Annotated in this window: 27 protein-coding genes; 13 read left to right on the top strand and 14 right to left on the bottom strand. The window is 71.3% G+C overall.

Translation table 11 applies throughout. From position 1 onward, the window contains the following. Window positions 1-100: 100 nt before the first annotated feature. Window positions 101-1,387 carry a GNAT family N-acetyltransferase gene (locus JL475_RS22960; protein WP_202279709.1) on the bottom strand — a complete coding sequence of 429 codons (1,287 nt, stop codon included), beginning with the start codon at window positions 1,385-1,387 and terminating at the stop codon, window positions 101-103. Between the two features lie 104 nt (window positions 1,388-1,491). After that, a complete protein-coding gene (locus JL475_RS22955; protein ID WP_202279708.1) occupies window positions 1,492-2,190 on the bottom strand; it encodes an aerial mycelium formation protein in 699 nt (232 codons plus the stop codon). 177 nt (window positions 2,191-2,367) lie between these two features. Between JL475_RS22955 and dtd the strand changes: the two genes are divergently transcribed. Further along, window positions 2,368-2,793: a D-aminoacyl-tRNA deacylase gene (gene dtd, locus JL475_RS22950; protein ID WP_109379231.1), complete on the top strand. Its 426-nt coding sequence runs from the start codon at window positions 2,368-2,370 to the stop codon at window positions 2,791-2,793. Window positions 2,794-2,848: 55 nt separating this feature from the next. Here the strand turns inward: dtd and JL475_RS22945 are convergent, their stop codons facing one another. The 4 genes from JL475_RS22945 to JL475_RS22930 all read right to left on the bottom strand — a co-directional run bounded on the left by JL475_RS22945 (window position 2,849) and on the right by JL475_RS22930 (window position 5,277). Beyond that, a complete protein-coding gene (locus JL475_RS22945; protein WP_202279707.1) occupies window positions 2,849-3,814 on the bottom strand; it encodes a folate-binding protein YgfZ in 966 nt (321 codons plus the stop codon). Window positions 3,815-3,823: 9 nt separating this feature from the next. Continuing rightward, window positions 3,824-4,261, bottom strand: a complete 438-nt coding sequence (locus JL475_RS22940) for a Fur family transcriptional regulator (RefSeq protein ID WP_109379229.1) — start codon at window positions 4,259-4,261, stop codon at window positions 3,824-3,826. Between the two features lie 53 nt (window positions 4,262-4,314). Then, entirely contained in the window at window positions 4,315-4,890 is a 576-nt protein-coding gene (locus JL475_RS22935) for an FABP family protein (RefSeq protein ID WP_202279706.1), read from the bottom strand. 243 nt (window positions 4,891-5,133) lie between these two features. Continuing rightward, window positions 5,134-5,277 carry a hypothetical protein gene (locus tag JL475_RS22930; protein ID WP_202279705.1) on the bottom strand — a complete coding sequence of 48 codons (144 nt, stop codon included), beginning with the start codon at window positions 5,275-5,277 and terminating at the stop codon, window positions 5,134-5,136. 122 nt (window positions 5,278-5,399) lie between these two features. Between JL475_RS22930 and JL475_RS22925 the strand changes: the two genes are divergently transcribed. Continuing rightward, window positions 5,400-5,762, top strand: a complete 363-nt coding sequence (locus JL475_RS22925) for a DsrE family protein (RefSeq protein ID WP_042174837.1) — start codon at window positions 5,400-5,402, stop codon at window positions 5,760-5,762. Window positions 5,763-5,780: 18 nt separating this feature from the next. On the opposite strand, the gene JL475_RS22920 is transcribed toward JL475_RS22925, so the two are convergent. The 7 genes from JL475_RS22920 to JL475_RS22890 form a co-directional block, all read right to left on the bottom strand. Continuing rightward, window positions 5,781-6,050, bottom strand: a complete 270-nt coding sequence (locus JL475_RS22920; RefSeq protein ID WP_202279704.1) for a DUF3099 domain-containing protein — start codon at window positions 6,048-6,050, stop codon at window positions 5,781-5,783. A 109-nt stretch (window positions 6,051-6,159) separates the two neighbouring features. Continuing rightward, window positions 6,160-6,447, bottom strand: a complete 288-nt coding sequence (locus JL475_RS22915; RefSeq protein ID WP_006139129.1) for a DUF1416 domain-containing protein — start codon at window positions 6,445-6,447, stop codon at window positions 6,160-6,162. 50 nt (window positions 6,448-6,497) lie between these two features. Further along, window positions 6,498-7,343 (bottom strand): sulfurtransferase, encoded by an 846-nt coding sequence (locus JL475_RS22910; RefSeq protein WP_202279703.1) that lies wholly within the window; start codon window positions 7,341-7,343, stop codon window positions 6,498-6,500. Window positions 7,344-7,883: 540 nt separating this feature from the next. Further along, window positions 7,884-8,624 carry a DUF2993 domain-containing protein gene (locus tag JL475_RS22905; RefSeq protein ID WP_202279702.1) on the bottom strand — a complete coding sequence of 247 codons (741 nt, stop codon included), beginning with the start codon at window positions 8,622-8,624 and terminating at the stop codon, window positions 7,884-7,886. A 163-nt stretch (window positions 8,625-8,787) separates the two neighbouring features. After that, window positions 8,788-10,002 carry a hypothetical protein gene (locus JL475_RS22900; RefSeq protein ID WP_202279701.1) on the bottom strand — a complete coding sequence of 405 codons (1,215 nt, stop codon included), beginning with the start codon at window positions 10,000-10,002 and terminating at the stop codon, window positions 8,788-8,790. Window positions 10,003-10,005: 3 nt separating this feature from the next. After that, a complete protein-coding gene (locus JL475_RS22895; protein WP_202279700.1) occupies window positions 10,006-10,260 on the bottom strand; it encodes a MoaD/ThiS family protein in 255 nt (84 codons plus the stop codon). Window positions 10,261-10,301: 41 nt separating this feature from the next. After that, window positions 10,302-11,177, bottom strand: a complete 876-nt coding sequence (locus JL475_RS22890) for an alpha/beta hydrolase (protein ID WP_202279745.1) — start codon at window positions 11,175-11,177, stop codon at window positions 10,302-10,304. Between the two features lie 348 nt (window positions 11,178-11,525). Between JL475_RS22890 and JL475_RS22885 the strand changes: the two genes are divergently transcribed. The 6 genes from JL475_RS22885 to JL475_RS22860 all read left to right on the top strand — a co-directional run bounded on the left by JL475_RS22885 (window position 11,526) and on the right by JL475_RS22860 (window position 17,183). Then, window positions 11,526-12,302: a response regulator transcription factor gene (locus tag JL475_RS22885; RefSeq protein ID WP_202279699.1), complete on the top strand. Its 777-nt coding sequence runs from the start codon at window positions 11,526-11,528 to the stop codon at window positions 12,300-12,302. Between the two features lie 126 nt (window positions 12,303-12,428). Further along, entirely contained in the window at window positions 12,429-13,451 is a 1,023-nt protein-coding gene (locus JL475_RS22880; RefSeq protein WP_202279698.1) for a LacI family DNA-binding transcriptional regulator, read from the top strand. 105 nt (window positions 13,452-13,556) lie between these two features. After that, window positions 13,557-14,585 carry a S1C family serine protease gene (locus tag JL475_RS22875; protein WP_202279697.1) on the top strand — a complete coding sequence of 343 codons (1,029 nt, stop codon included), beginning with the start codon at window positions 13,557-13,559 and terminating at the stop codon, window positions 14,583-14,585. A gap of 69 nt (window positions 14,586-14,654) precedes the next feature. Beyond that, window positions 14,655-14,849, top strand: a complete 195-nt coding sequence (locus tag JL475_RS22870; protein WP_202279696.1) for a hypothetical protein — start codon at window positions 14,655-14,657, stop codon at window positions 14,847-14,849. Window positions 14,850-14,991: 142 nt separating this feature from the next. Further along, window positions 14,992-15,732: a response regulator transcription factor gene (locus JL475_RS22865; RefSeq protein WP_202279695.1), complete on the top strand. Its 741-nt coding sequence runs from the start codon at window positions 14,992-14,994 to the stop codon at window positions 15,730-15,732. Next, window positions 15,729-17,183 carry a cell wall metabolism sensor histidine kinase WalK gene (locus JL475_RS22860; protein ID WP_202279694.1) on the top strand — a complete coding sequence of 485 codons (1,455 nt, stop codon included), beginning with the start codon at window positions 15,729-15,731 and terminating at the stop codon, window positions 17,181-17,183. The genes JL475_RS22865 and JL475_RS22860 overlap by 4 nt, the downstream gene beginning before the upstream one ends. A gap of 203 nt (window positions 17,184-17,386) precedes the next feature. Here the strand turns inward: JL475_RS22860 and JL475_RS22855 are convergent, their stop codons facing one another. Further along, complete coding sequence (locus JL475_RS22855; protein ID WP_237408001.1) at window positions 17,387-18,310, bottom strand: immunity 49 family protein; 924 nt, start codon at window positions 18,308-18,310, stop codon at window positions 17,387-17,389. Between the two features lie 251 nt (window positions 18,311-18,561). Between JL475_RS22855 and JL475_RS22850 the strand changes: the two genes are divergently transcribed. The 5 genes from JL475_RS22850 to JL475_RS22830 all read left to right on the top strand — a co-directional run bounded on the left by JL475_RS22850 (window position 18,562) and on the right by JL475_RS22830 (window position 20,495). Continuing rightward, entirely contained in the window at window positions 18,562-18,777 is a 216-nt protein-coding gene (locus tag JL475_RS22850; protein WP_237408000.1) for a hypothetical protein, read from the top strand. A gap of 92 nt (window positions 18,778-18,869) precedes the next feature. Continuing rightward, window positions 18,870-19,196 (top strand): DUF6247 family protein, encoded by a 327-nt coding sequence (locus JL475_RS22845; protein WP_202279693.1) that lies wholly within the window; start codon window positions 18,870-18,872, stop codon window positions 19,194-19,196. After that, a complete protein-coding gene (locus JL475_RS22840) occupies window positions 19,193-19,432 on the top strand; it encodes a hypothetical protein (RefSeq protein ID WP_202279692.1) in 240 nt (79 codons plus the stop codon). Before JL475_RS22845 ends, JL475_RS22840 begins: the two co-directional genes overlap by 4 nt. Before the next feature lie 30 nt (window positions 19,433-19,462). After that, complete coding sequence (locus tag JL475_RS22835; RefSeq protein ID WP_202279691.1) at window positions 19,463-19,663, top strand: DUF1737 domain-containing protein; 201 nt, start codon at window positions 19,463-19,465, stop codon at window positions 19,661-19,663. 166 nt (window positions 19,664-19,829) lie between these two features. Continuing rightward, entirely contained in the window at window positions 19,830-20,495 is a 666-nt protein-coding gene (locus JL475_RS22830; RefSeq protein ID WP_202279690.1) for a Uma2 family endonuclease, read from the top strand. Window positions 20,496-20,548: the final 53 nt, after the last annotated feature.

Genomic DNA, 20,548 nt, shown 5'->3' with positions numbered 1-20,548 from the left:
GACAACCACAACTGAACAGCAGACGGCTACGGATGACGGTCGAACACCCGCAGTCGGCAGACAGGCCGACCGGAGAAGGGAAGGGGAGCAGCAGAAGCGCTCAGAAGAGGTCCGGGCACCACGGGCGCCTGGACGTACGCAGCAGGGCGTCGGCCTGACGGGCGGCGCCCGCTCGTTCTTCCCGCACCCGGCCCAGCGCCGCCAGCCGCACCGCCGACCCGTCGCCCAGCCACAGCGCCGCCAACTCGGCGACGTCCAGCGTGAGATCGGCGTTCTCCGTGGTCGCCGCGCAGGCTCCGGTCCCGTCCGCCGAGACCTCCAGCCGGTAGCGGCCACCGGCCAGTCCCGCGCCGTCCGCCACCTCCAGCACCAACGTCCCCGCCGCGCCGTACGTCCGGGCCTCCAGCGCCCGTACGACGTCCAGGACACGCACCCACAGCCAGTCCGTCTGGATCGTCACGGTCGCCGCGCGCGGGTCCGGCAGGAAGGACGGGAGCAGGTCGTCGGGGGCCCGCCAGCCGCTCCTCACCTTCACGATCCAGTCGATCGAGCACAGGTACTGCCACAGCGCGCGCTCCGCGGCCGGGCTCACCGCGAGCAGCCAGTTCACACTCGCCGTGTTCTGCGGCTGCATGCTGTCGTCCCAGTGGTCGTCCGCCTTGTAGGAGACCATGCCCTCGACCTCGCCGTCCGCCGAGCGGTACACGGCGAAGTAGGGCTCGGTCCAGTTCGGGCGGTGGCTCAGGGCACCGGTGGCGAACTTCCACCACTGCTCCGTGCGGCTGACGGCACCCGGCTGGGCCGCGCGCAGCCGCTCGTGCAGCTCCGGGCCGAGCTTGCGTACGTCCTCGGCGTCCACGAGGTCGACGCGTCCACCGTCCTCGGGGCCCGCCCAACGCGGGTCGAGGCCGCTGCGCGGGACGTCGACGGTCCACTCGGTCATCCAGGTGGCGGGGCCGAAGCCGTACCGGCCGTAGATCGGGTACTCGGCGGCGATGAGCGTCGCGACGACGTCCCCGCGCTCCTTCGCGGCGGCGAGGTCCTGCGCCATCATGCGGCTCAGCAGGCCGCGCCGGCGGTGGGTGGGGCTGACGGTGACGTTCGATATGGCGTCGGCGGGCACGGCGGCGCCGCCGACGGCGGTGAGCTCCTGCGCGAAGGAGCGGAGCGTCGCGACACACCGGCCGCCGTCGAAGGCCCCCAGCGACCGGCCCGGCCGGAACTCCGGGCGCCGCGCGTCGAGCTCCTCCCGGGCGGGGGTGGGCTCGCGCAGGAACCCGGTGTTCAACGCCCGGTTCCAGTCCTCGAACTCGGTCTCGGTGATCGGGCGTACGTCGATGTCGGTGCGGGAGGTGGCGGCACGGGGGGTGGCGGCGCTGGAGGTCATGCGTTCACGGTAGATCGCGCCCGGGCGGGGTGTCGCGCACTTTTCCGACGGTCCGGCCGCCTGCCCCGACCGCCTGTTCCGGCCGCCTGCTCCGGCGCCCCGCCTCACTCGAGCAGGTCGTCGACCTGGGCCTCCCCCTCGCGGTACCGGCGCGCGATCTCCGCACCGCAGTCGTCCGCGGTGCGCTGCAACCCCTGCCGCCGCCGGGAGACCTGCTCCTCGTACCGCACGAGCCGGCCCATCGCGGCGCGCAGTTCGCCGTCCGTACGGGCTCCCAGGTCCGAGAGCTCCACCTCGGCGAGCATCTCCGCCGCCAGCCGCCGGGACTCCTCGCTGCGCGGGGTGCCCAGGGTCACGTGGCGGGCGGAGGAACGGTGGCGGGCCGGGGTGTCCCGCAGGATCTCCGGAAGCCGCTCCACCACGGACGCCTCCACCGGCGCGACGACCGGAACCGTACCACCGCCGGACGTGCCCGGGTCGGCACCGGCACCCGCCGACCCGTCCACCGGCGTACGCCGGGCCAGTTCCGCCCGCAGGATGTCGATGCGCCCCTGGAGCAGCCGCCGCACATAGCTGAGGTCGGCCTCGTCGCGCTGCGCGTCACGGCGCAGCGCGCGCAGGTCGGGCAGGCTGCGCGCGATCAGCTCGGGCTCCGGTGCCGGATCGGGCTCCAGTGTCGGACTGTCCGTGCGCTGGGCGGGCGGACGGTGGAAATCGTGTTCCCCGACTCGTTCCCCGACCCCCACTCCGGTCGGCGCCGACAGGACAGGGCCGGGCTGCTGCCCGGTTCCTGGTGTGCTCATGTGCCTCAACCGTCCCCTCGACCGGTGTGTGCCAGCATCGTGCCACCCCTGGTGGCCGCTATGTGACCGAGTGCCCCTGATCCACCCCAGATGGGGGTTAAGGAGTAAAAATAGCCCGACCGGGGCCCCGCACGGGCCGCCGTCAGCCGTCCGTTCGCCGACCGGCATGATGGACGTATGCGTGCGGTGGTGCAGAGGGTGGACGGCGCGAGCGTCGTCGTGGACGGCGAGACGGTGGGGGCGATCGAGGGCGAGGGATTGTGCGTCCTCGTCGGCGTCACCCATGAGGACACCAAGGAGAAGGCGGCCCAGCTGGCCCGCAAGCTCTGGTCGGTCCGGATCCTCCAGGACGAGAAGTCGTGCAGCGACATCGACGCGCCGCTCCTGGTGATCAGCCAGTTCACCCTTTACGGCGACGCCCGCAAGGGCCGTCGCCCCACCTGGAGCGCCGCGGCCCCCGGGGACGTCGCCGAACCGCTCGTCGACGAGGTGGTGGCCCGGCTGCGGTCCCTGGGCGCGACGGTGGCGACGGGCCGCTTCGGCGCGCAGATGCGGGTGTCGCTGACCAACGACGGCCCGTTCACCGTGCTGTTGGAGGTCTGACCCGCGGGCCCCCTGGCCCTCTGCCCCTCGAGCCCTCAGGTCGGAGACCCGACGATCAGGGTTCGACCACGGTCTCCTGCGCCGCCGCCGTGTCCCCGGCCATCAGGCGGGCGTCGACGGGGACGTTCCGCTTGATCAGCGCGAGGGCGACCGGGCCCAGTTCGTGGTGGCGTACGGACGTGGTGACGAAGCCGATCTTGCGCCCGTCCGGGCCCGCGTCGGCGAGCCGGATGTCGGTCCCGGCCGGCGGCAGGTGGACCTCGCTGCCGTCCAGGTGCAGGAAGACCAGCCTGCGCGGCGGCTTGCCCAGGTTCTGGACCCGGGCGACCGTCTCCTGGCCCCGGTAGCAGCCCTTCTGCAGGTGCACCGCACCGCCGATCCAGCCCAGCTCGTGCGGGATGGTGCGGTGGTCGGTCTCGAAGCCGAGCCGCGGGCGGTGCTGCTCGACCCGCAGCGACTCGTGGGCGAGGATGCCGGCGGGCGGCCCCGCCTTCTCCGCGAACGACTCCAGGTCGGCGCGGGGCAGGAACAGGTCACGGCCGTACGGCGTCTCCCGGACGACGACGCCCTCGGGCACCTCCGCTATGGAACCGGCCGGCAGGTGCACCACCGCGAAGTCGGCGGTGCGGTCGGCGACCTCGACCCGGTAGAAGAACTTCATCGACTCCAGGTAGGCGATCAGCGCGTCCTGGGTGCCGGGCTCGACGTGGGCCCAGACCGTCTCACCGTCGTCGACCAGGTAGAGCGCGTGCTCGATGTGGCCGTTCGCGGAGAGGATCAGCGCCTCGGTGGCCTGGTGCGGCGGGAGGTCGCTGACGTGCTGGGTGAGCAGCAGATGCAGCCAGCTCAGTCGTTCCGCCCCGGAGACGGTGACGATCCCGCGGTGGGACAGGTCGACGAAGCCGGTGCCGTCGGCGAGGGCGCGCTGCTCGCGGAACAGGTCGCCGTAGTGCGCGGCCACGCCTTCGTCCACGCCCTCGGCGGGGACGGCGCCGGACAGGGTCAGCAGGGGGCTCTTCATACCCTTAGCCTACGACTCGGTAGTTGAACGCTTCAGGGAACAGTCCTCGCAGCGGCCGAAGATCGCGAAGTGCTTCATGTCCGTGTCGAAACCGAACATGTCGCGCAGCTTCGCCGTGAACTCGGCGGCCACCTCCACATCCGCCTCGATGACGTTGGTGCAGTCACGGCAGACGAGGTGGATGTGGTGGTGCCGGTCGGCGAGGTGGTAGGTCGGGGCGCCGTGCCCGAGGTGGGCGTGGCTGACCAGGCCCAGCTCCTCCAGTAGCTCCAGGGTGCGGTAGACGGTGGAGATGTTGACCCCCGACGCCGTCTTGCGCACTTCCACGAGGATGTCGTCGGGGGTCGCGTGCTCCAGCGTGTCGACGGCTTCGAGCACGAGTTGGCGCTGCGGCGTCAGCCGGTAGCCGCGCTGCCTGAGGTCGCTCTTCCAGTCGGTGCTCACCACACCACGAGTCTAGGACGCGGAGCCCGGAACCCGGGGCCGTGCGGCCCGGGAGCTCACTTGAAGAAGGCGATTCCGTCGTCCGGCATGTCGTCGGGGAGGGCCTTGGCCCAGCGTTCGACGTCCTCCGGGGTGACGACCTTCTTCAGGTGCGCCGACATGTAGGGGCGCAGCTCGACCTCGGGGGTCTGCTTCTCGCCGACCCACATCAGGTCGCTCTTGACGTAGCCGTACAGCCGCTTGCCGCCGCTGTAGGGATCGGCGGCGGCGGTGCGCGCCACCGCGTCCGTCACCAGGTCGATCTGCGGCTTCTGGTCGGCCAGCTCGCCGTACCAGATCTCGATGACGCCGTCGTCGCGGGTCATCGTCACCTCGACCTTGCGGGCGGCGTCGATCCGCCAGAAGCCGTGCTCGGACTCCAGGGGCCGGACCTTCTTGCCGTCCCCGTCGAGCACCCAGGTGTGGGAGCTGTACTCCAGGAAGTCCCGGCCGTCGTGGGTGAAGGAGACCTCCTGCCCGAAGTTGCACTTCTCGGCGCCGGGGAAGTCGTGCACCCCGGCACCCGCCCAGTCGCCGAGCAGGAAGGCGAGCGGCACGAGGTCCTTGTGGAGGTCGGACGGGATCTCGATCATCAGTGGCAGTTCCTGGACGTGGGTGGTCAGCGCTGACCCTGGTACAGCTTCTTCACGGCCAGCCCGGCGAAGGCGAGGACGCCGACGGCGACCAGGACCAGCAGCAATGAGAAGAAGATCTCCACGGGGTGCTCCTTGAGCGGGTGCGGTGCGTTTCGTGTACACAGGGCCGACCCCAGCTTACGCGGCCGGGACCCGGCCCTCTGTATGAGGTGCGCCTCCGCGCCCCCTCGCCGGGCCGGCTCAGTCGAACCGGGACTCTTCGGTACCGCGCAGCCGGTACTCGGAGCTGCCGTGCGGGGCCGGACCGTCCTGGAACAGCGCGTCGACGACGGCAGCGGTGTCGCATCGCAGCAGGTGGATCCGGGTCCTGGTGCCGTCCACCATGGTCCGGTCGCGGGCCTCGGTGTGCCGCAGACCGAGCGAGAAGAGCGCGTTCCGTGTCGCGCTCTCGCAGAGGGCCCATGGGTCACACGGGTAGTTGTAGGCATCAGGATTACGATTCAGCCATGGCGAAGAAGCTTGTGATCAAGGTGACCGCGGGGGCCGACGCCCCCGAACGCTGCTCGCAGGCGTTCACGGTGGCGGCGGTGGCCGTGGCGAGCGGGGTCGACGTCTCCCTGTGGCTCACCGGCGAGTCCGCGTGGTTCGCGCTGCCGGGCCGTGCCGCGGAGTTCGAGTTGCCGCACGCGGCCCCGCTGCCCGACCTGCTGGACTCGATCGTCGCGGGTGGACGTCTGACCCTGTGCACGCAGTGCGCGGCCCGCCGGGACATCACGGAGAAGGACGTCATCGAGGGCGTACGGATCGCGGGCGCGCAGGTGTTCGTGCAGGAGGCGCTGGCGGACGACACCCAGGCACTCGTGTACTGAGGATCCGCCGCCGGCCTCTCACCGGGGCGGCCGCGGTCCCTTCTTGCCGTCCAGTTCGTCCCACCATTCGTCGGACTGGGGGTCGCCGGAGGGGTCGTCCCACCAGCGGTCCTCGGGGCCGCGCCGGTTGGCGATCATCGCGGCGACCGGCGGGATGACCATGGCCACCACGCACATGCCCACGGCCACCGGCACCGACCACAGCCGCACGACGCCCCAGGCCAGGACGAACAACGCGATGCACGTCCCCATCATGGCGAAGTAGACATGACGCCTGCGCGCGTACATGTCTCCAGCCTAGAACCGAACAGCACGAAGGGCCGCATCCTGGCGTCCGGCCCGGGATGCGGCCCTTCGATCGTCACTGGTCCCGCGGACGAACCTGCGGGACGAGCCCTCACACCGCGATGGCGACCTCGGCCAGCCCGCCCTGCTGGGCGACGACCGTGCGGTCGGCGCTGCCGCCGGGCACCAGGGCACGGACGGTCCAGGTGCCCTCGGCCGCGTAGAAGCGGAACTGTCCGGTGGCGGAGGTCGGGACCTCGGCCGTGAACTCGCCGGTCGAGTCCAGCAGACGGACGTAGCCCGTCACCGGCTCGCCGTCACGGGTCACCTGACCCTGGATGGTGGTCTCGCCGGGCTTGATCGTCGAAGCGTCCGGGCCACCGGCCTTCGCACCGCACATGGCGTACTCCTGAAGTGGTCTAGTGGTCTGGAAGGGTCGGTCGGCCGGGCTTACTTGCCGTCGCCGAGCTCGATCGGCACGCCGACGAGGGAGCCGTACTCGGTCCAGGAGCCGTCGTAGTTCTTGACGTTCTCCACGCCCAGCAGCTCGTGCAGCACGAACCAGGACAGCGCGGAGCGCTCACCGATGCGGCACAGGGCGATGGTGTCCTTCGACAGGTCGATCTGCTCGTCCTCGTAGAGCTTCTTGAGCTCCTCGTCGGACTTGAAGGTGCCGTCGTCGTTGGCGTTCTTGGACCACGGGATGTTGCGGGAGCTCGGCACGTGGCCGGGGCGCTGCGACTGCTCCTGCGGCAGGTGGGCCGGCGCGAGCAGCTTGCCGGAGAACTCGTCGGGCGAACGCACGTCGACGATGTTCTGCACGCCGATGGCGTCCACGACCTCGTCGCGGAAGGCGCGGATGGACAGGTCCTGCGGCTTGGCCCGGTACTCGGTCTTCGCCCGCTCCGGCACCTCGTCGCCGGCGACCAGCTCGCGGGCGTCCAGTTCCCACTTCTTGCGGCCGCCGTCGAGGAGCTTGACGTTCTCGTGGCCGTACAGCTTGAAGTACCAGTAGGCGTACGCGGCGAACCAGTTGTTGTTGCCGCCGTAGAGGACGACCGTGTGGTCGTTGGAGATGCCCTTCTCCGACAGGAGCTTCTCGAAGCCCGCCTGGTCGACGAAGTCACGGCGGACCGGGTCCTGGAGGTCCTTGGTCCAGTCGATCCGGATGGCGTTCTTGATGTGGTTCTTCTCGTAGGCGGTGGTGTCCTCGTCCACCTCGACGATGGCGATCGTCGGGTCGTCCAGGTGCTCCTGGACCCAGTCGGCGTCGACCAGTACGTCGTTGCGGCTCATGTTCTGTCTCCTCCGGGGCAGTTGCGGCGGGGCGTGCGGGTAGAGAGGCTGCGCGCCCCACGGGGGCGGCGCACGGACGCCCCTCGGGGGGCGAGGCGGGAAGGCGGGAACCGTGAAAGCGGAAACCGAAAACCGAAAACCGAAAAACACGGACGGCGATGCGGCCGCTCAGAAAGGTCGACAGAGCATGGCGGCGACGCGGCACAGGTCGACTGCCCGCCGCTTCGTGAGATCCGCTTGTCCTCGTGCTCGGAGGACGCTCGTCTGACACTGCATGCCGTCGATCGTAGGGAGGGCGGGCGGGCGTGTCACCGATGTGTCACATGCTGATACAGGATTGTCCGCGATGCGGGATGGCTGTGCTGCCGGGTCCGCCCCCGGGCACCCCGGGCGGCGGCGCGTACGCCGCCGCATCTGCTCTACGGACGCTTCGTCTCGCCTGTCGGACGCCTGAGGTCCGTCGGGGATTTGCTGGGCGGGTTGGTCAGGGGTTCGTCGGGGATCCCCGGGGCCCCGCCCCCGGGGCCCGCCGCTCGCTACCTACCCGGCCAGGCGGACGTCGGAACCCTTCACGGTGATGTGGACGCCGCTCTCCGCGGCCTCGACCTTGTCCAGCTTGATGCCGCCGGGCAGACCGTTGATCTTCTGCTCGAAGTCGGTGATCGCCCGCACCCGCGTCTCGGCGATCTCGACGCCGCCGAACTTCGGCAGCCCGTCCGCCCGCACCCGCACGGTGTCGCCGTCCACGACCGTCACGGAGCTGAGCACGGAGACCGGCTCGGGCAGCTTGGTGCCGAGGACGGTGGCCTCCACCATCACCTTGATCTTCCCGTTGCCGCCGTCGGAGAGGCCGACGACGCTGGCGGTGACACCGGGGGCCACCTGCGTGGAATCGGACTTGGCGGTCTTGAGCAGCTCGTCGTAGGCGACGGTCGCGGTGCCGGTCGCGGCGGCGGCGGTGGCGGAGCTGAAGTCGCTGGAGAACTCGACGCCCTCCATGTCGGCGCGCAGGTCGGCGATGCGGATGTTCTTCGCGCCGTCGCCGGTGGTGGCCTCGTAGCCCTCGATGCCGATCTGCACCTCGTCGAGGGTGCCGCCGGCGACCTGGGTGAGGAAGGGGAAGCCGTTGATGGACACGTCGGGAGTGGCGGCGAGGTTCTCCGTCGACTTGAGCCGGTCGGCCACCTCGCCCTCCGCGAAGTTGACCGCGACCCGGTCCACGATCACGAAGATGCCGCCCAGAATCACGACGACGACCAGAAGTATTCGCAGTGCGCGCATGCGGTTGGTTCCCCCACCTAGGTGCTTTCGACGGCAGTCCCCCACGGACGGCCGGGCAGCCGTCCTGCGCGAGGGTAACCCGCACGACCGGGGAAACCCCGAGATTGTCGATCACCTGTGACAGGGGCCGCAGGTCCGCCGGTCGTCCGTGCCGTCTGTGCCGTCAGCCGACGACGCGCCCCAGTACGTACACCGCCGGTGCCGCCGCGGCCAGCGGCAGGGCCACCCCGGCCGTGAAGTGGACGAACCGGGACGGGTAGTCGTAGCTCGCGACCCGGTGCCCGATCAGGGCGCACACCGCGGCGCCCGCACCGATCAGCGCGCCCGAGGCGCCGAACCCCGTCATCCCGCCGACCGCCGCACCCGCACCCGCCGCCACGAGCAGCGCGACCACGAGGGACGCCGGTGTCGGCAACGGCAGCGCACGCGCCACGACCGCCGCCGCCAGCGCGACCCCGCCGACCGTCACCGCGTCGGCCTCGGCCGCCAGGTATCCGCTCGCCACGATCGCCAGTGCCGACGCGGCGACCGTCGCCGTCAGGCCGTACATCCGCTCGTCGGGGTCGGCGTGCGAGCGCAGCTGCAGCACCAGCGACAGCACCACCCACACCCCCAGCGTGCCGAGGACGGCCGACGGTGAACGGTCGGACGCCAGCAGCGCCACGTCGGCGACCAGCGCCCCGAGGAAGCCCAGCGCGATGCCCTGCCGCGCGGGCCACATCCCGTTCAGCCGGAACCAGCCCGCGGCGGTGAGCCCCTGGAGGGCCACCAGCGGTACGAGCAGGGCGTACGTACCCAGCGCCGCCCCGCCGGCGAGCAGCAGCCCCAGCAGCGCGGTGAGCGCCGCCGGCTGCATGCCGGGCTCGATGATCGGCGAACGCCCCTCCGCGCGGGCGCGCTGCGCGTCCGTGACCCTGGTGTTCCCGGCGAGGGTGGCGGGCCCGTACTCGGGACCGTCAGCGGGCGCGGAGGGTGCGGGCGGGGGTGTGGGCACGGCCCCGCCCGCGGGAACGGCGCCCGCCGGGGCCCCGTGGGCCGGGGCCGCGCCGTACCCGGCGTACACCGCGGGCCCGCCCTGCCCCTGCGGGGGCGGCGGGGTCTGCGGCAGGTACGACGTCTCCTCCGCCGAGGTCGCCGCCGGGACCGGCGGCTGCATCCGCGTCTCCCACGTCTGCCCCTGCCACTGCTGCGTGTACTGCATGGCGGCGTGCGGATCCCCGTGTCCCTGCTGCCCCCCGGGCCACGCCTGCGACTCGGGGTGCCGGGGCTGCGGGTTCTGCTGGTACCGCTGGTCCTGCTGGGGCAGGGACCGCCCGTGGGGGTCGTGGCCCCACTGTCCCTCGTGCCCGTCGTAGCCCTGATACGGCTGGTCGGTCATCGCTCACCCTCCTGCGAACGGCGGGAGCACCTCGACCGTGCCGCCGTCGGCCAGCCGTACCGTCTCATGTTCGCGGGTGCCCACGGGATCACCGTCGACGAGGAAGGAGCACCGCTGCAGGACGCGCGTGAGTTCGCCGGGGTGCCGCTCGCGTGCCGTGTCGAGCGCCTCGGCGAGCGTGGTCGCCTCGAACGTCTCCTCGGCCACCCCGGCCGCGGCCTTGGCGGCGGCCCAGTACCGCACCGTGACCTTTGCCATCTGCTGGTTCCTCAATCGGGTTGACGGTGAACACGGTCAGGCTAGCCCGCCCGGGCCACCACCCAGTCCCCGATCCGGTGCAACAGCCCGTCGGACGCCGCGTTCTCCGCGTGCCCCATGCCCGGCTCCACCCACAGTTCCCCGTGCTCGCCGGCCGCGGCCGCCAACATGCGCGGATGGTCGAGCGGGAAGTAGCCGTCCCGGTCGCCGTGCACGACCAGCAGCGGCGTCGGCGCGATGCGCGGGACCGCCTCGACGGGGGACAGCGGGACGGGTTCCCAGTTCCGGCGGTGGACCCGCGTCCGCAGCCCGTACTGACTCACCGCCCGCCCCGAGGGCCGGGTCACCAGCCAGTGCAGCCGCCGCATGGGAGCCGTCCCCCGGTAGAACCACCGGGCGGGCCCGCTGACGGACACCACGGCATCCGGACCGTCCGCACCACCGGCACCACCGGCACCACCGGCATCTCCCGCGCCGAGCGCCGCGTGCCGCAGCACCACCGAGCCGCCCATCGAGAACCCGACCGTCGCCACGCGCGCGTGCCCCAGCTCCCGCGCCCACGACACCGCCGCCGCCAGATCCAGCACCTCGCGGTCCCCCACCGTGGACCGCCCGCCCGACGCGCCGTGCCCGCGGAAGGAGAACGTCACGACCGCCCCGTGCCGCGCGAAAGCCCGCGCCACCCTGCGTACGTGCGCCCGGTCCGCGTGCCCCGTGAACCCGTGCGCGATCACGAACACCGGGTCGTGGGAAGGCGGCCGGAAGCCGTTGTTCCCGGTCGCCGCCGGCACGGCCGCCGATTCGTACACGGAATCGATCCGTACACCGTCCGCGGTGCGCAGAAACGTCCGCAAAGACGTACCACCACGTGTTGCGCCATGCGTCTCGGAATTCGGACGAATGGCGGAACGTGCCATATGACCTGCCGGACCGGTGCTCATGTCGGCTATTCTGCGAGGGAGAGGACTCGGGCAGCGAAGCCCCCGGGTCCTTTTGTGCTTTCGGGAGCGTTGTATACGACGCGGGAAACCGCCGGTGTACGGGCCGTCGAACGCACGAAGCAAGCCGCAGACTCCCCCACTGCCCCGACGGCGTGGGAGGTACCCCGTCGCAGGGACCGAGGAGGAACCAGACGTCATGGGCGAGCGAACCGTGCACGACCGTACGACGACCCGGAAGTGGGCAGCACCCGCGCCGGACCGGGAGCCCGGCAGCCGGCTCCGCGAGCTCGGCTGCCGGCGCCGAGATCTCGAGGGAGGGGTGCGATGAGTTCACTGCTCCTGCTGACCAACGCCCTCCAGCCGTCGGCGGAGGTGCTCCCCGCCCTCGGCCTGCTGCTCCACAACGTGCGCGTGGCCCCGGCGCAGGGACCCGCCCTGGTCGACACCCCCGGCGCCGACGTCATCCTCGTCGACGGCCGGCGCGACCTCCCGCAGGTCCGCAGCCTCTGCCAGCTGCTGCGCTCCACCGGCCCCGGCTGTCCCCTCGTCCTCGTGGTGACCGAGGGCGGCCTCGCCGCCGTCACCGCGGACTGGGGCATCGACGACGTCCTCCTCGACACCGCCGGACCGGCGGAGGTCGAGGCCCGGCTGCGGCTCGCCATGGGCCGGCTGCAGATCACCGGCGACGACTCCCCCATGGAGATCCGCAGCGGCGACCTGTCCGTCGACGAGGCGACCTACAGCGCCAAGCTGAAAGGGCGCGTCCTCGATCTCACCTTCAAGGAGTTCGAGCTGCTGAAGTACCTCGCCCAGCATCCCGGCCGGGTGTTCACCCGTGCCCAGCTGCTGCAGGAGGTCTGGGGCTACGACTACTTCGGCGGCACCCGCACGGTCGACGTCCACGTACGGAGACTGCGGGCCAAGCTCGGACCCGAGCACGAGTCGCTGATCGGCACCGTCCGGAACGTGGGTTATCGATTCGTTACGCCGGAGAAGGGCGAGCGGGCCGCCAAGGAGGGCAAGGCCGCCGACCGGCAGAGGGCGGCGGATACGGACGAGAAGGCCGTCCGGGGGACCACGGAGGCACGGACGCAGGCCTGAGATTCCGCGCGCCTTCGCGGGCACGCGTCCTTTTCCCGCGGTTTCTCACCGTTCCCGTTGTTTTCCGCTGCTCACAGGCTCCCTCTCACACTGCCGGGACCGGTTATATCCGCGTAGACTCCGCGCGTGGCCAAGGTGACAAGGGATGACGTGGCACGGCTGGCGGGTACCTCCACCGCCGTCGTCAGCTATGTCATCAACAACGGACCCCGGCCGGTCGCCCCGGCCACGCGCGAACGCGTACTCGCCGCGATCAAGGAGCTGGGGTACCGGCCCGACCGGGTCGCCCAGGCGATGGCGTCGCGGCGCACGGACCTGATAGGCCTGATCGTCCCGGACGCGCGCCAGCCCTTCTTCGGGGAGATGGCGCACGCGGTCGAACAGGCCGCGGCCGAGCGCGGGAAAATGGTGCTCGTCGGGAACTCCGACTACATCGGCGAGCGCGAGGTCCACTACCTGCGGGCGTTCCTGGGGATGCGCGTCTCCGGGCTGATCCTGGTCAGTCACGCGCTCAACGACCTGGCCGCCGCGGAGATCGACGCCTGGGACGCCAAAGTCGTCCTGCTGCACGAGCGCCCCGAGGCCATGGACGACGTCGCCGTCGTCACCGACGACCTCGGCGGCGCCCAGCTCGCCGTCCGCCACCTGCTGGAGCACGGCAACGCGTACGTGGCCTGTGTCGGCGGCACCGCGGAGACCCCCTCCGTCGGCGACCCGGTCTCCGACCACGTCGAGGGCTGGCGGCGGGCGATGAAGGAGGCCGGCATCCCGACCGAGGGCCGCCTCTTCGAGGCCCCGTACAACCGCTACGACGCCTATCGCGTCGGGCTCGACATCCTCTCCGGGCCGAACCGCCCGCCCGCGATCTTCTGCTCCACCGACGACCAGGCGATCGGCGTGCTGCGCGCGGCGCGCGAGCTGCGCATCGACGTGCCCGGCGAGCTCGCGGTCGTCGGGTTCGACGACATCAAGGAGGCGGCGCTCACCGATCCGCCGATGACCACGGTCGCCTCCGACCGTTCGGCGATGGCCCGCGCGGCGGTCGACCTCGTCCTCGACGACGGGCTGCGGGTGGCCGGCGTGCAGCGCGAGCGGCTGAAGGTCTTCCCGTCCGGACTGGTGATCCGCCGCTCCTGCGGCTGCGCGTAGCGACCGGGCCGTCGAGGGCTTCCTCATATCGGGCATACGAGGTTCTGTCGGGCTTCTCAGCGGGCACTCAGAGTGCTCTCATGGTCGGACGGGAGGCTCGTCGACATGACCGGATCCTTTCGCCGCAGCGGCGATCACGAGAGCCCGCACACGGGCGGCCCGCAGCACCCCTCCTCTGTGAACCCCGAGTGGCCGCCCCCGCCGACGTTCGCGCCGGGGCATCCGGTCGCCGCCGACCCCGCCGGGCCCCGCCGGAAGCGGAACCGTGGCCCGGCCGCCCTGCTCGCCGCCGTGGCGATCGTGGCGGCGGCCGTGGGCGGCGGCACCGCCTACGGCATCCAGGAGCTGACCGGCAACGGCACCGTCGCCTCGTCGAGCGCGAGCAGTGCCCCTGTGGTGCCGACCGGCCAGAAGGGCACGGTGTCCGGCGTCGCCGAGGCGGTCAGCCCGAGCATCGTCGAGATCGACGCCACCTCCGACGCCGGATCGTCCACCGGCTCCGGTGTGATCATCACCAAGGACGGCGAGATCATCACCAACCACCACGTCGTCGCCGGCGCCTCCTCGGTCAAGGTGCGGACCGGCGACGGCACGACGTACACCGCGGACGTCGTCGGCACGGAGAGCTCGAAGGACCTCGCGCTGATCAAGCTGAAGGACGCCTCGGGCCTGACACCGGCCACCCTCGGCGACTCCGACCGCGTACGGGTCGGCGACGAGGTCGTGGCGATCGGCTCCCCCGAGGGCCTGACCGGCACCGTCACCAGCGGCATCGTCTCGGCGCTCAACCGCGACGTGACCGTCTCCACCGACGGGAGCCAGGGTCAGCAACAGCAGGGACAGCAGGGCGGCCGGCCCTTCGGGTTCGGCGGGCAGCAGTTCAACGGCGACACCGGCGGGTCCACGACGACGTACAAGGCGATCCAGACCGACGCGTCCCTGAACCCCGGGAACTCCGGCGGCGCGCTGATCGACATGAACGGCGCCATCATCGGCATCAACTCCGCGATGTACTCGTCGAGCGGCAGCGGCTCCTCCTCGTCCGACGCCGGCAGCGTGGGCCTGGGCTTCGCCATCCCGGTCAACACGGTCAAGGCGGACCTCCCGGCCCTGCGGTCCGGCGCCATGGACTGACGGCGCCGCGAACCGCCGCCGCACGCGGTACGCACCGATCCGATTCGGTTCCCACCCGAGGAGTCCGACATGATCACACAGGCCAGGCAGATCAAGCAGGTCACCCACGAGGTCCCCGGCGCCGACCCGGCCGGTCTCGCCCTCGCGCTGGAGGTCGCGGCCGAGCTGCCCACCCCGGTACGGCGGGCCCCGGAGGTCGCCCCGGCCACGACCCGCCGCAGGACCGCCAACGGGCACGGACACCGCCGCACCGCGCGCGGCTGACCCGCGGCGCACACGCCCCGGGCACTCGTGCGAGCCTGGGATCCTGAGCGCCCGAGCTCCCAGCCGCGTGCTCCCCTCCCAGTCCAGCAGCCCGACACACCGCCGGCCCGACATCCCGGCAGACCAGAGGATCCCCGACCCCATGAGCCCCGTAGACGGCGACCGTGACCGCGACCCCCAGCGCATCCTGATCGTCGACGACGAGCCGGCGGTGCGCGAAGCGCTCCAGCGCAGCCTGGCCTTCGAGGGATACGGCACCGAGGTCGCCGTCGACGGCGCGGACGCCCTGGAGAAGGCCGCGGCCCACCGGCCCGACCTGGTGGTCCTCGACATCCAGATGCCCCGGATGGACGGCCTGACCGCCGCCCGCCGCATCCGGGCCACCGGCGACACCACACCCATCCTGATGCTGACCGCCCGGGACACGGTCGGCGACCGGGTGACCGGGCTGGACGCCGGGGCGGACGACTACCTGGTCAAGCCGTTCGAGCTGGACGAGCTGTTCGCCCGTATCCGCGCACTGCTGCGCCGCAGCTCGTACGCGGCGGCCATGGCCGGCAGCACGGAGGAGAACGACGTCCTGGCCTTCGCCGACCTGCGCATGGACCTGGCGACCCGCGAGGTGACGCGGGGCGCGCGACGGGTGGAGCTGACCCGCACGGAGTTCACCCTGCTGGAGATGTTCCTGGCGCACCCGCGCCAGGTGCTCACGCGGGAGCAGATCCTGAAGGCGGTCTGGGGCTTCGACTTCGAGCCGTCGTCGAACTCCCTCGACGTGTACGTCATGTATCTGCGCCGCAAGACCGAGGCGGGCGGCGAACCGCGCCTGGTGCACACGGTGCGGGGCGTCGGCTACGCCCTGCGGCAGGACGGCGCGGAGTGACGGCACTGGCCCGCCGGTTCCGCGCGCTGCCCATCCGGGCACGGCTGTCGCTGCTGGTGGCGGCGGCGGTGGCGTTCGCGGTGGCGGCGGTGTCGGTGACGTGCTGGTTCATCGTGCAGGGGAAGCTGTACGCGGAACTCGACGACGACCTGCAGGCGTCGGTCGTCGAGTTGGACAAGAACCAGCTCGACAGAATCGTCGACACCTGTAGCCGGACACCTTCGTGGACGGACGCCATCGGCCCGCAGAGCGGGAGTTACGGCCAGTTGGTGAGAACGGACGGCACCGTCTGCCTGCTGCCTTTCGCCTCGGCCGCGGTCAAGGTCACCGGCGGCGACAAGGACGTGGCGAAGAACCCGGACCCCGACTCCGCACGGTTCCGCAACGGCGTCGACAGCAACGGTGACCAGGTACGCGTGCTGACCACCGCGGTCACCGTCAAGATCCCCCTGGGCCGGGGCACGGCCCATGACTACGCCTATGTCGCCGCCGTCCCTCTCGACAGCACCCGGTCGACGCTGGGCGACCTCGCGCTGATCCTGCTCCTCGTCTCCGGTGTCGGAGTGCTCGGTGCGGCCGCGGCGGGGCTCGCGGTCGCCCGCGCCGGTCTGCGTCCCGTCGACAGGCTCACCGAGGCCGTGGAGCACGTGGCGCGCACCGAGGACCTGGGCGTCCGCATCCCCGTGGAGGACGACTCCGAGGACGAGGTCGCCCGCCTCTCCCGCTCCTTCAACTCGATGACGTCCGCCCTGGCCAGCTCCCGCGACCTGCAGCAGCAGCTCATCGCGGACGCCGGCCACGAGCTGCGCACCCCGCTCACCTCCCTCCGCACCAACATCGAACTCCTCACCCGCAGCGAGGAGACGGGCCGCCCCCTGCCCGCCGAGGACCGCACGGCACTGCTCGCCTCGGTCAAGGCACAGATGACGGAACTGGCGGCGCTCATCGGCGACCTTCAGGAGCTGTCCCGGCCGGACACCGGCCAGCACGAGGGCCGTGCGCAGATCGTCGCCTGGCAGGACGTCGTGGAAGCGGCACTGCGCCGGGCCCGGCTGCGCGGCCCGGAGCTGACCATCACGGCGGACCTCCGGCCCTGGTACGTACGCGCGGAGCCCTCCGCGCTGGAGCGGGCCATGGTCAACGTCCTGGACAACGCGGTGAAGTTCAGCCCGGAGGGCGCCACGATCGAGGTACGGCTCACCGACGGCGTCCTCACCGTCCGCGACCACGGCCCCGGCATCGCCGCCGACGAACTCCCCCACGTCTTCGACCGCTTCTGGCGCTCCCCCACCGCCCGCGCCCTCCCCGGCTCGGGCCTCGGCCTGTCCATCGTGGCCCGCACGGTCCAGCAGGCGGGCGGCGAGGTCACCCTGACCCGCGCGGACGGCGGCGGCACGACCGCCACGATCCGCCTCCCCGGCGCCCCCACCCCACCACCCGAGGTGCCGTGACGGGATGTGGGCACGGCCCGGTCGGCCACGGCTTCGCAGGGCCTTCTTCCTGCTCCACACTGCTCCGCAGGGCACAGGTGCCGTGAGCGCTCGCGGAACAGACTCCACGCGCCTGCGTCCGTCCCGCCGCCCAACCGGTGGTGCAGTGTGGAACTTCCGCCCGAACGGGGGTCGGGACGCCGATCCACCTGCTGGACGCTGATTCACCTACTGACTGACGGAGCGCCTTCCGGGGCATTGAGCAAAGCGGGCGGCAGGTAGGCGGATCGGACGCGCACGTCCCAGCCGTGTACCTGGACTGCCAGTGCGGCCAGGGCGATGGTCTTCTGCGGAAGCAGGCTGCGGAGCGCCGCATCGGGCGGTGCGCTCTCCCGGTGCTGGGCCAGACGATGCGCCAGAGCCTGTTCGAAGGCTGACTGGTTGTCCTCCAGGAGCACGCGCAGCAGTCGCTGGTCCGGCGTCAGGGTGCCGAGCGCATTCAGTCGTAGCGCCGCGTCGAGGCGTTCGTCGACCTCCGGCATGCGCAACGGCACCGACGGCCAGCCCTGGGGCAGGTGCCCGCGATCCTGGTTCAGATAGCAGGCGAGGGTGTCCATCTCCGCCAGTTCCGCCGGATCCGACTTCGATTCCAGCTTCGAGTACGGCACCCCGTCGTGGATCGTGGACACGTGCTCACGCAGCAGTAGCCCGATGATCCGGTCCTGTTCCCACACCATGCCGCTCATCAGGCACAGCGCGAAGGCATCCAGCCAGTCCCTCGCGGTGGAGGCGTGCTCCACCGCAGCCTCGAAGTCCGTGTCCTCGCTGCTGATGCTCTCGCCTATCAGGGGAAAGGGGATTTCCTGGTCACCGTTGGGATGACAGCCAAGCTCCAGGAACCCCAGGGCGCACTCCGCCGCAGTGCGCAGGACGCCGCCGGGCGGGGCGCTGCCGAGTCGGGGGTCCACCACCGTGCAGGCGGCGAGGTGATCGAGAAGGTCATCGCGCATGGCCTGCAACTCCGTGTCGGAGTAGCAGTCGTACTGCATCGTGTGCCAGCGGCGTCTGGTCCGCCGCTCGATGTCTTCCAGTGCCTGCTCGACACCCCGCTCACTCACGTCATGCCGAGCTACATCCTTGATCGCCATACGTGTCATCCTGGCAGCCGTCACTGACACCACAGTCGCCCAGCCTCTGCCCGTGCCCGAGGCTTGAGCCGCTGTCAGGAACGTCGCCCACGCGTCAGAGCCGAAGGCGAACACCGTGCCGTCCGCGCCTTGCCGTCACGGACCGGGACGAGGCCGGTGCTCCTCCGGTACCGCGTGGAAACCGTGAGCACATCGGCCCCTGCTGTTCGCATACCGCTCATCTGAGCGCTTGAGTGACATTCGACCGCCGAGTGCTCACGGTTTTCAGCAGCCGGCCTCCCATCGAGGCGGCCCAGTGGGACTCGGGTGAGCAGGTGCTCGCGGGTGCCAGGGCCGTGCCCGGCGACCCGGAGGCCGGGGAGCGGGCGGTGCGCTGCGCGCTCACCAGGGCGACGGAGTCCCTGGGCGACGTCCTGCGTGTCGTGGTCAGCCGGGGGGAACGCATCGGGGCGGGTGGTGGCAGGTGACACGTCCGACCGCCCACGTCCGGCGTCCCCCGCGTTCTACCGTGGACCTCCGGCCCCCACGTCACACCCCGGCCGGAGGAGAGGAGCCGACCATGGCCCACGAGGTGGATCCGAACTCCTGCGAAAGGACACCCGAGGCGATCCGAGCGGCCCTGCAGCGGCGCCGGGACTGGTTGCAGGCCTTCGAGCAGGAGTGGCTGAGTGCCGCCGCCGACTTCGACCAGTCGGCGCTCGACGCCGTGATCGACAAGTGGTTCCCCTTCGCCTGCGCCTGCGCCACACCGAGCTACCTCGACGACGTCGAACAGACCGTCAAGCGCATGACGGCGGACGACACCGAAGGCCTCGTGTTCCGCGACGCGGAGGGGCACGGCTACGACGCGGCCGGCCGGCCCGTCGAGGCGGGCGGACGCCGGTGAGCGCGTACTCCATCCGGTACGTGGACCGCGCGGCGGCGCGGAAGGCCGCGTTACCGGACTCCCAGCGGACGTCGCTCGAGAACCTCGAGAAGCTGCTCACCCTCAACCCGTTCGGTCCGCCGGCGCTCAGCAATCGCGACAACAGCTGGTCCGCGGGCTTCCGGGGCGGCTTCGTCACCTACGTCGTGTCCAACCGCCACGTCGTCATCAACGTCATCGACCTCGTGGCCCTCTGACACCGGGGACGCGTGTGACACGCTGGGATCATGAAGACACCCCCGGACGGGCTGCCTGTGTACCGCGTGCTGACCGGTCCTGACGATGTGGCGTTCTGCCGTCGGGTGAGCGAGGCCCTGGCCATGGGTTACCGACTCCACGAAGGGCCGTCGGTCACGTTCAACGGCGAGCGGGTGATCGTCGCGCAGGCGGTCGTGTGGCCCGGAACGGGAGACGTCGCCTCGACGTGACGGGCACGCGCCGGGCGTGCGCACGGTCGGCCCGGCCGGGCGTCGTCCTCATCCGATCGAGTGAGCCGGAGCCGTTTCCCTGGTCAGCCGTACCGCCGCGCCTACCGTGATCGCGTTGCTTGTGCCCTGAGCACGCCCAGCCCACACTTGAGGAGGTGACGCCACCATGACCACTCTTGCGCACGAGAGGCCCGAGACCATGTCGGAGATCAGGACCGCGGCCGGGCCGGAGAACGGAACCGAGAACGGACCCGACCTGGACGAGGTCGTGTGGCAGGCATGGAAGGCTGTGGAACTCCCGGAGGGCTACCGCGCCGAGATCATCGAGGGAGCCATCGAGGTGTCGCCCACCGGTCGCCTGTCCCATGCCCGGATCGCCAACCGGCTGCGCAACGCGCTGGTGCGTTTCCTGGGAGACGGCGAGTACTCGGCGTACCAGGACGCCAATGTCATCTTCCGGCACAAGGGATGGATCCCCGATGTCTTCGTCGCACCGGAGGACCTGGAGCCGTATGCGGACGAGGACGGGCTCGGTGTCGATGCGGCGGCGGTTCGTCTGGTGGTCGAGGTGGTCTCTCCGGGAAAGCGCCACGAGGACCGCGACCGGGTCAGGAAGCGCCGTGAGTACGCCCGCGCCGGCATTCCCGTGTACGTGATCATCGACGACCACGACGCCCAGGGCACCGTCACCGTCCTCACCGAACCACGGCCCGACAAGGCCGACTGGCTGGGCGTCGTCCGGGTCCCCTACGGAACCGATGTCGACATCCCGAAGGGCCCCGCCACGGGCTTCGTGATCGGAGAGGCGATCACCGGCCCCAAGCGGACCTGACCGGGAACGGGAAGGAGGGGCCCGGCACCCGGGCCTCGCACGGCCTGCCAGGT

It is taken from the genome of Streptomyces sp. M2CJ-2, assembly GCF_016757295.1.
Classification (GTDB): Bacteria; Actinomycetota; Actinomycetes; order Streptomycetales; family Streptomycetaceae; genus Streptomyces.
This window is presented reverse-complemented; position numbering and strand designations above follow the sequence as displayed.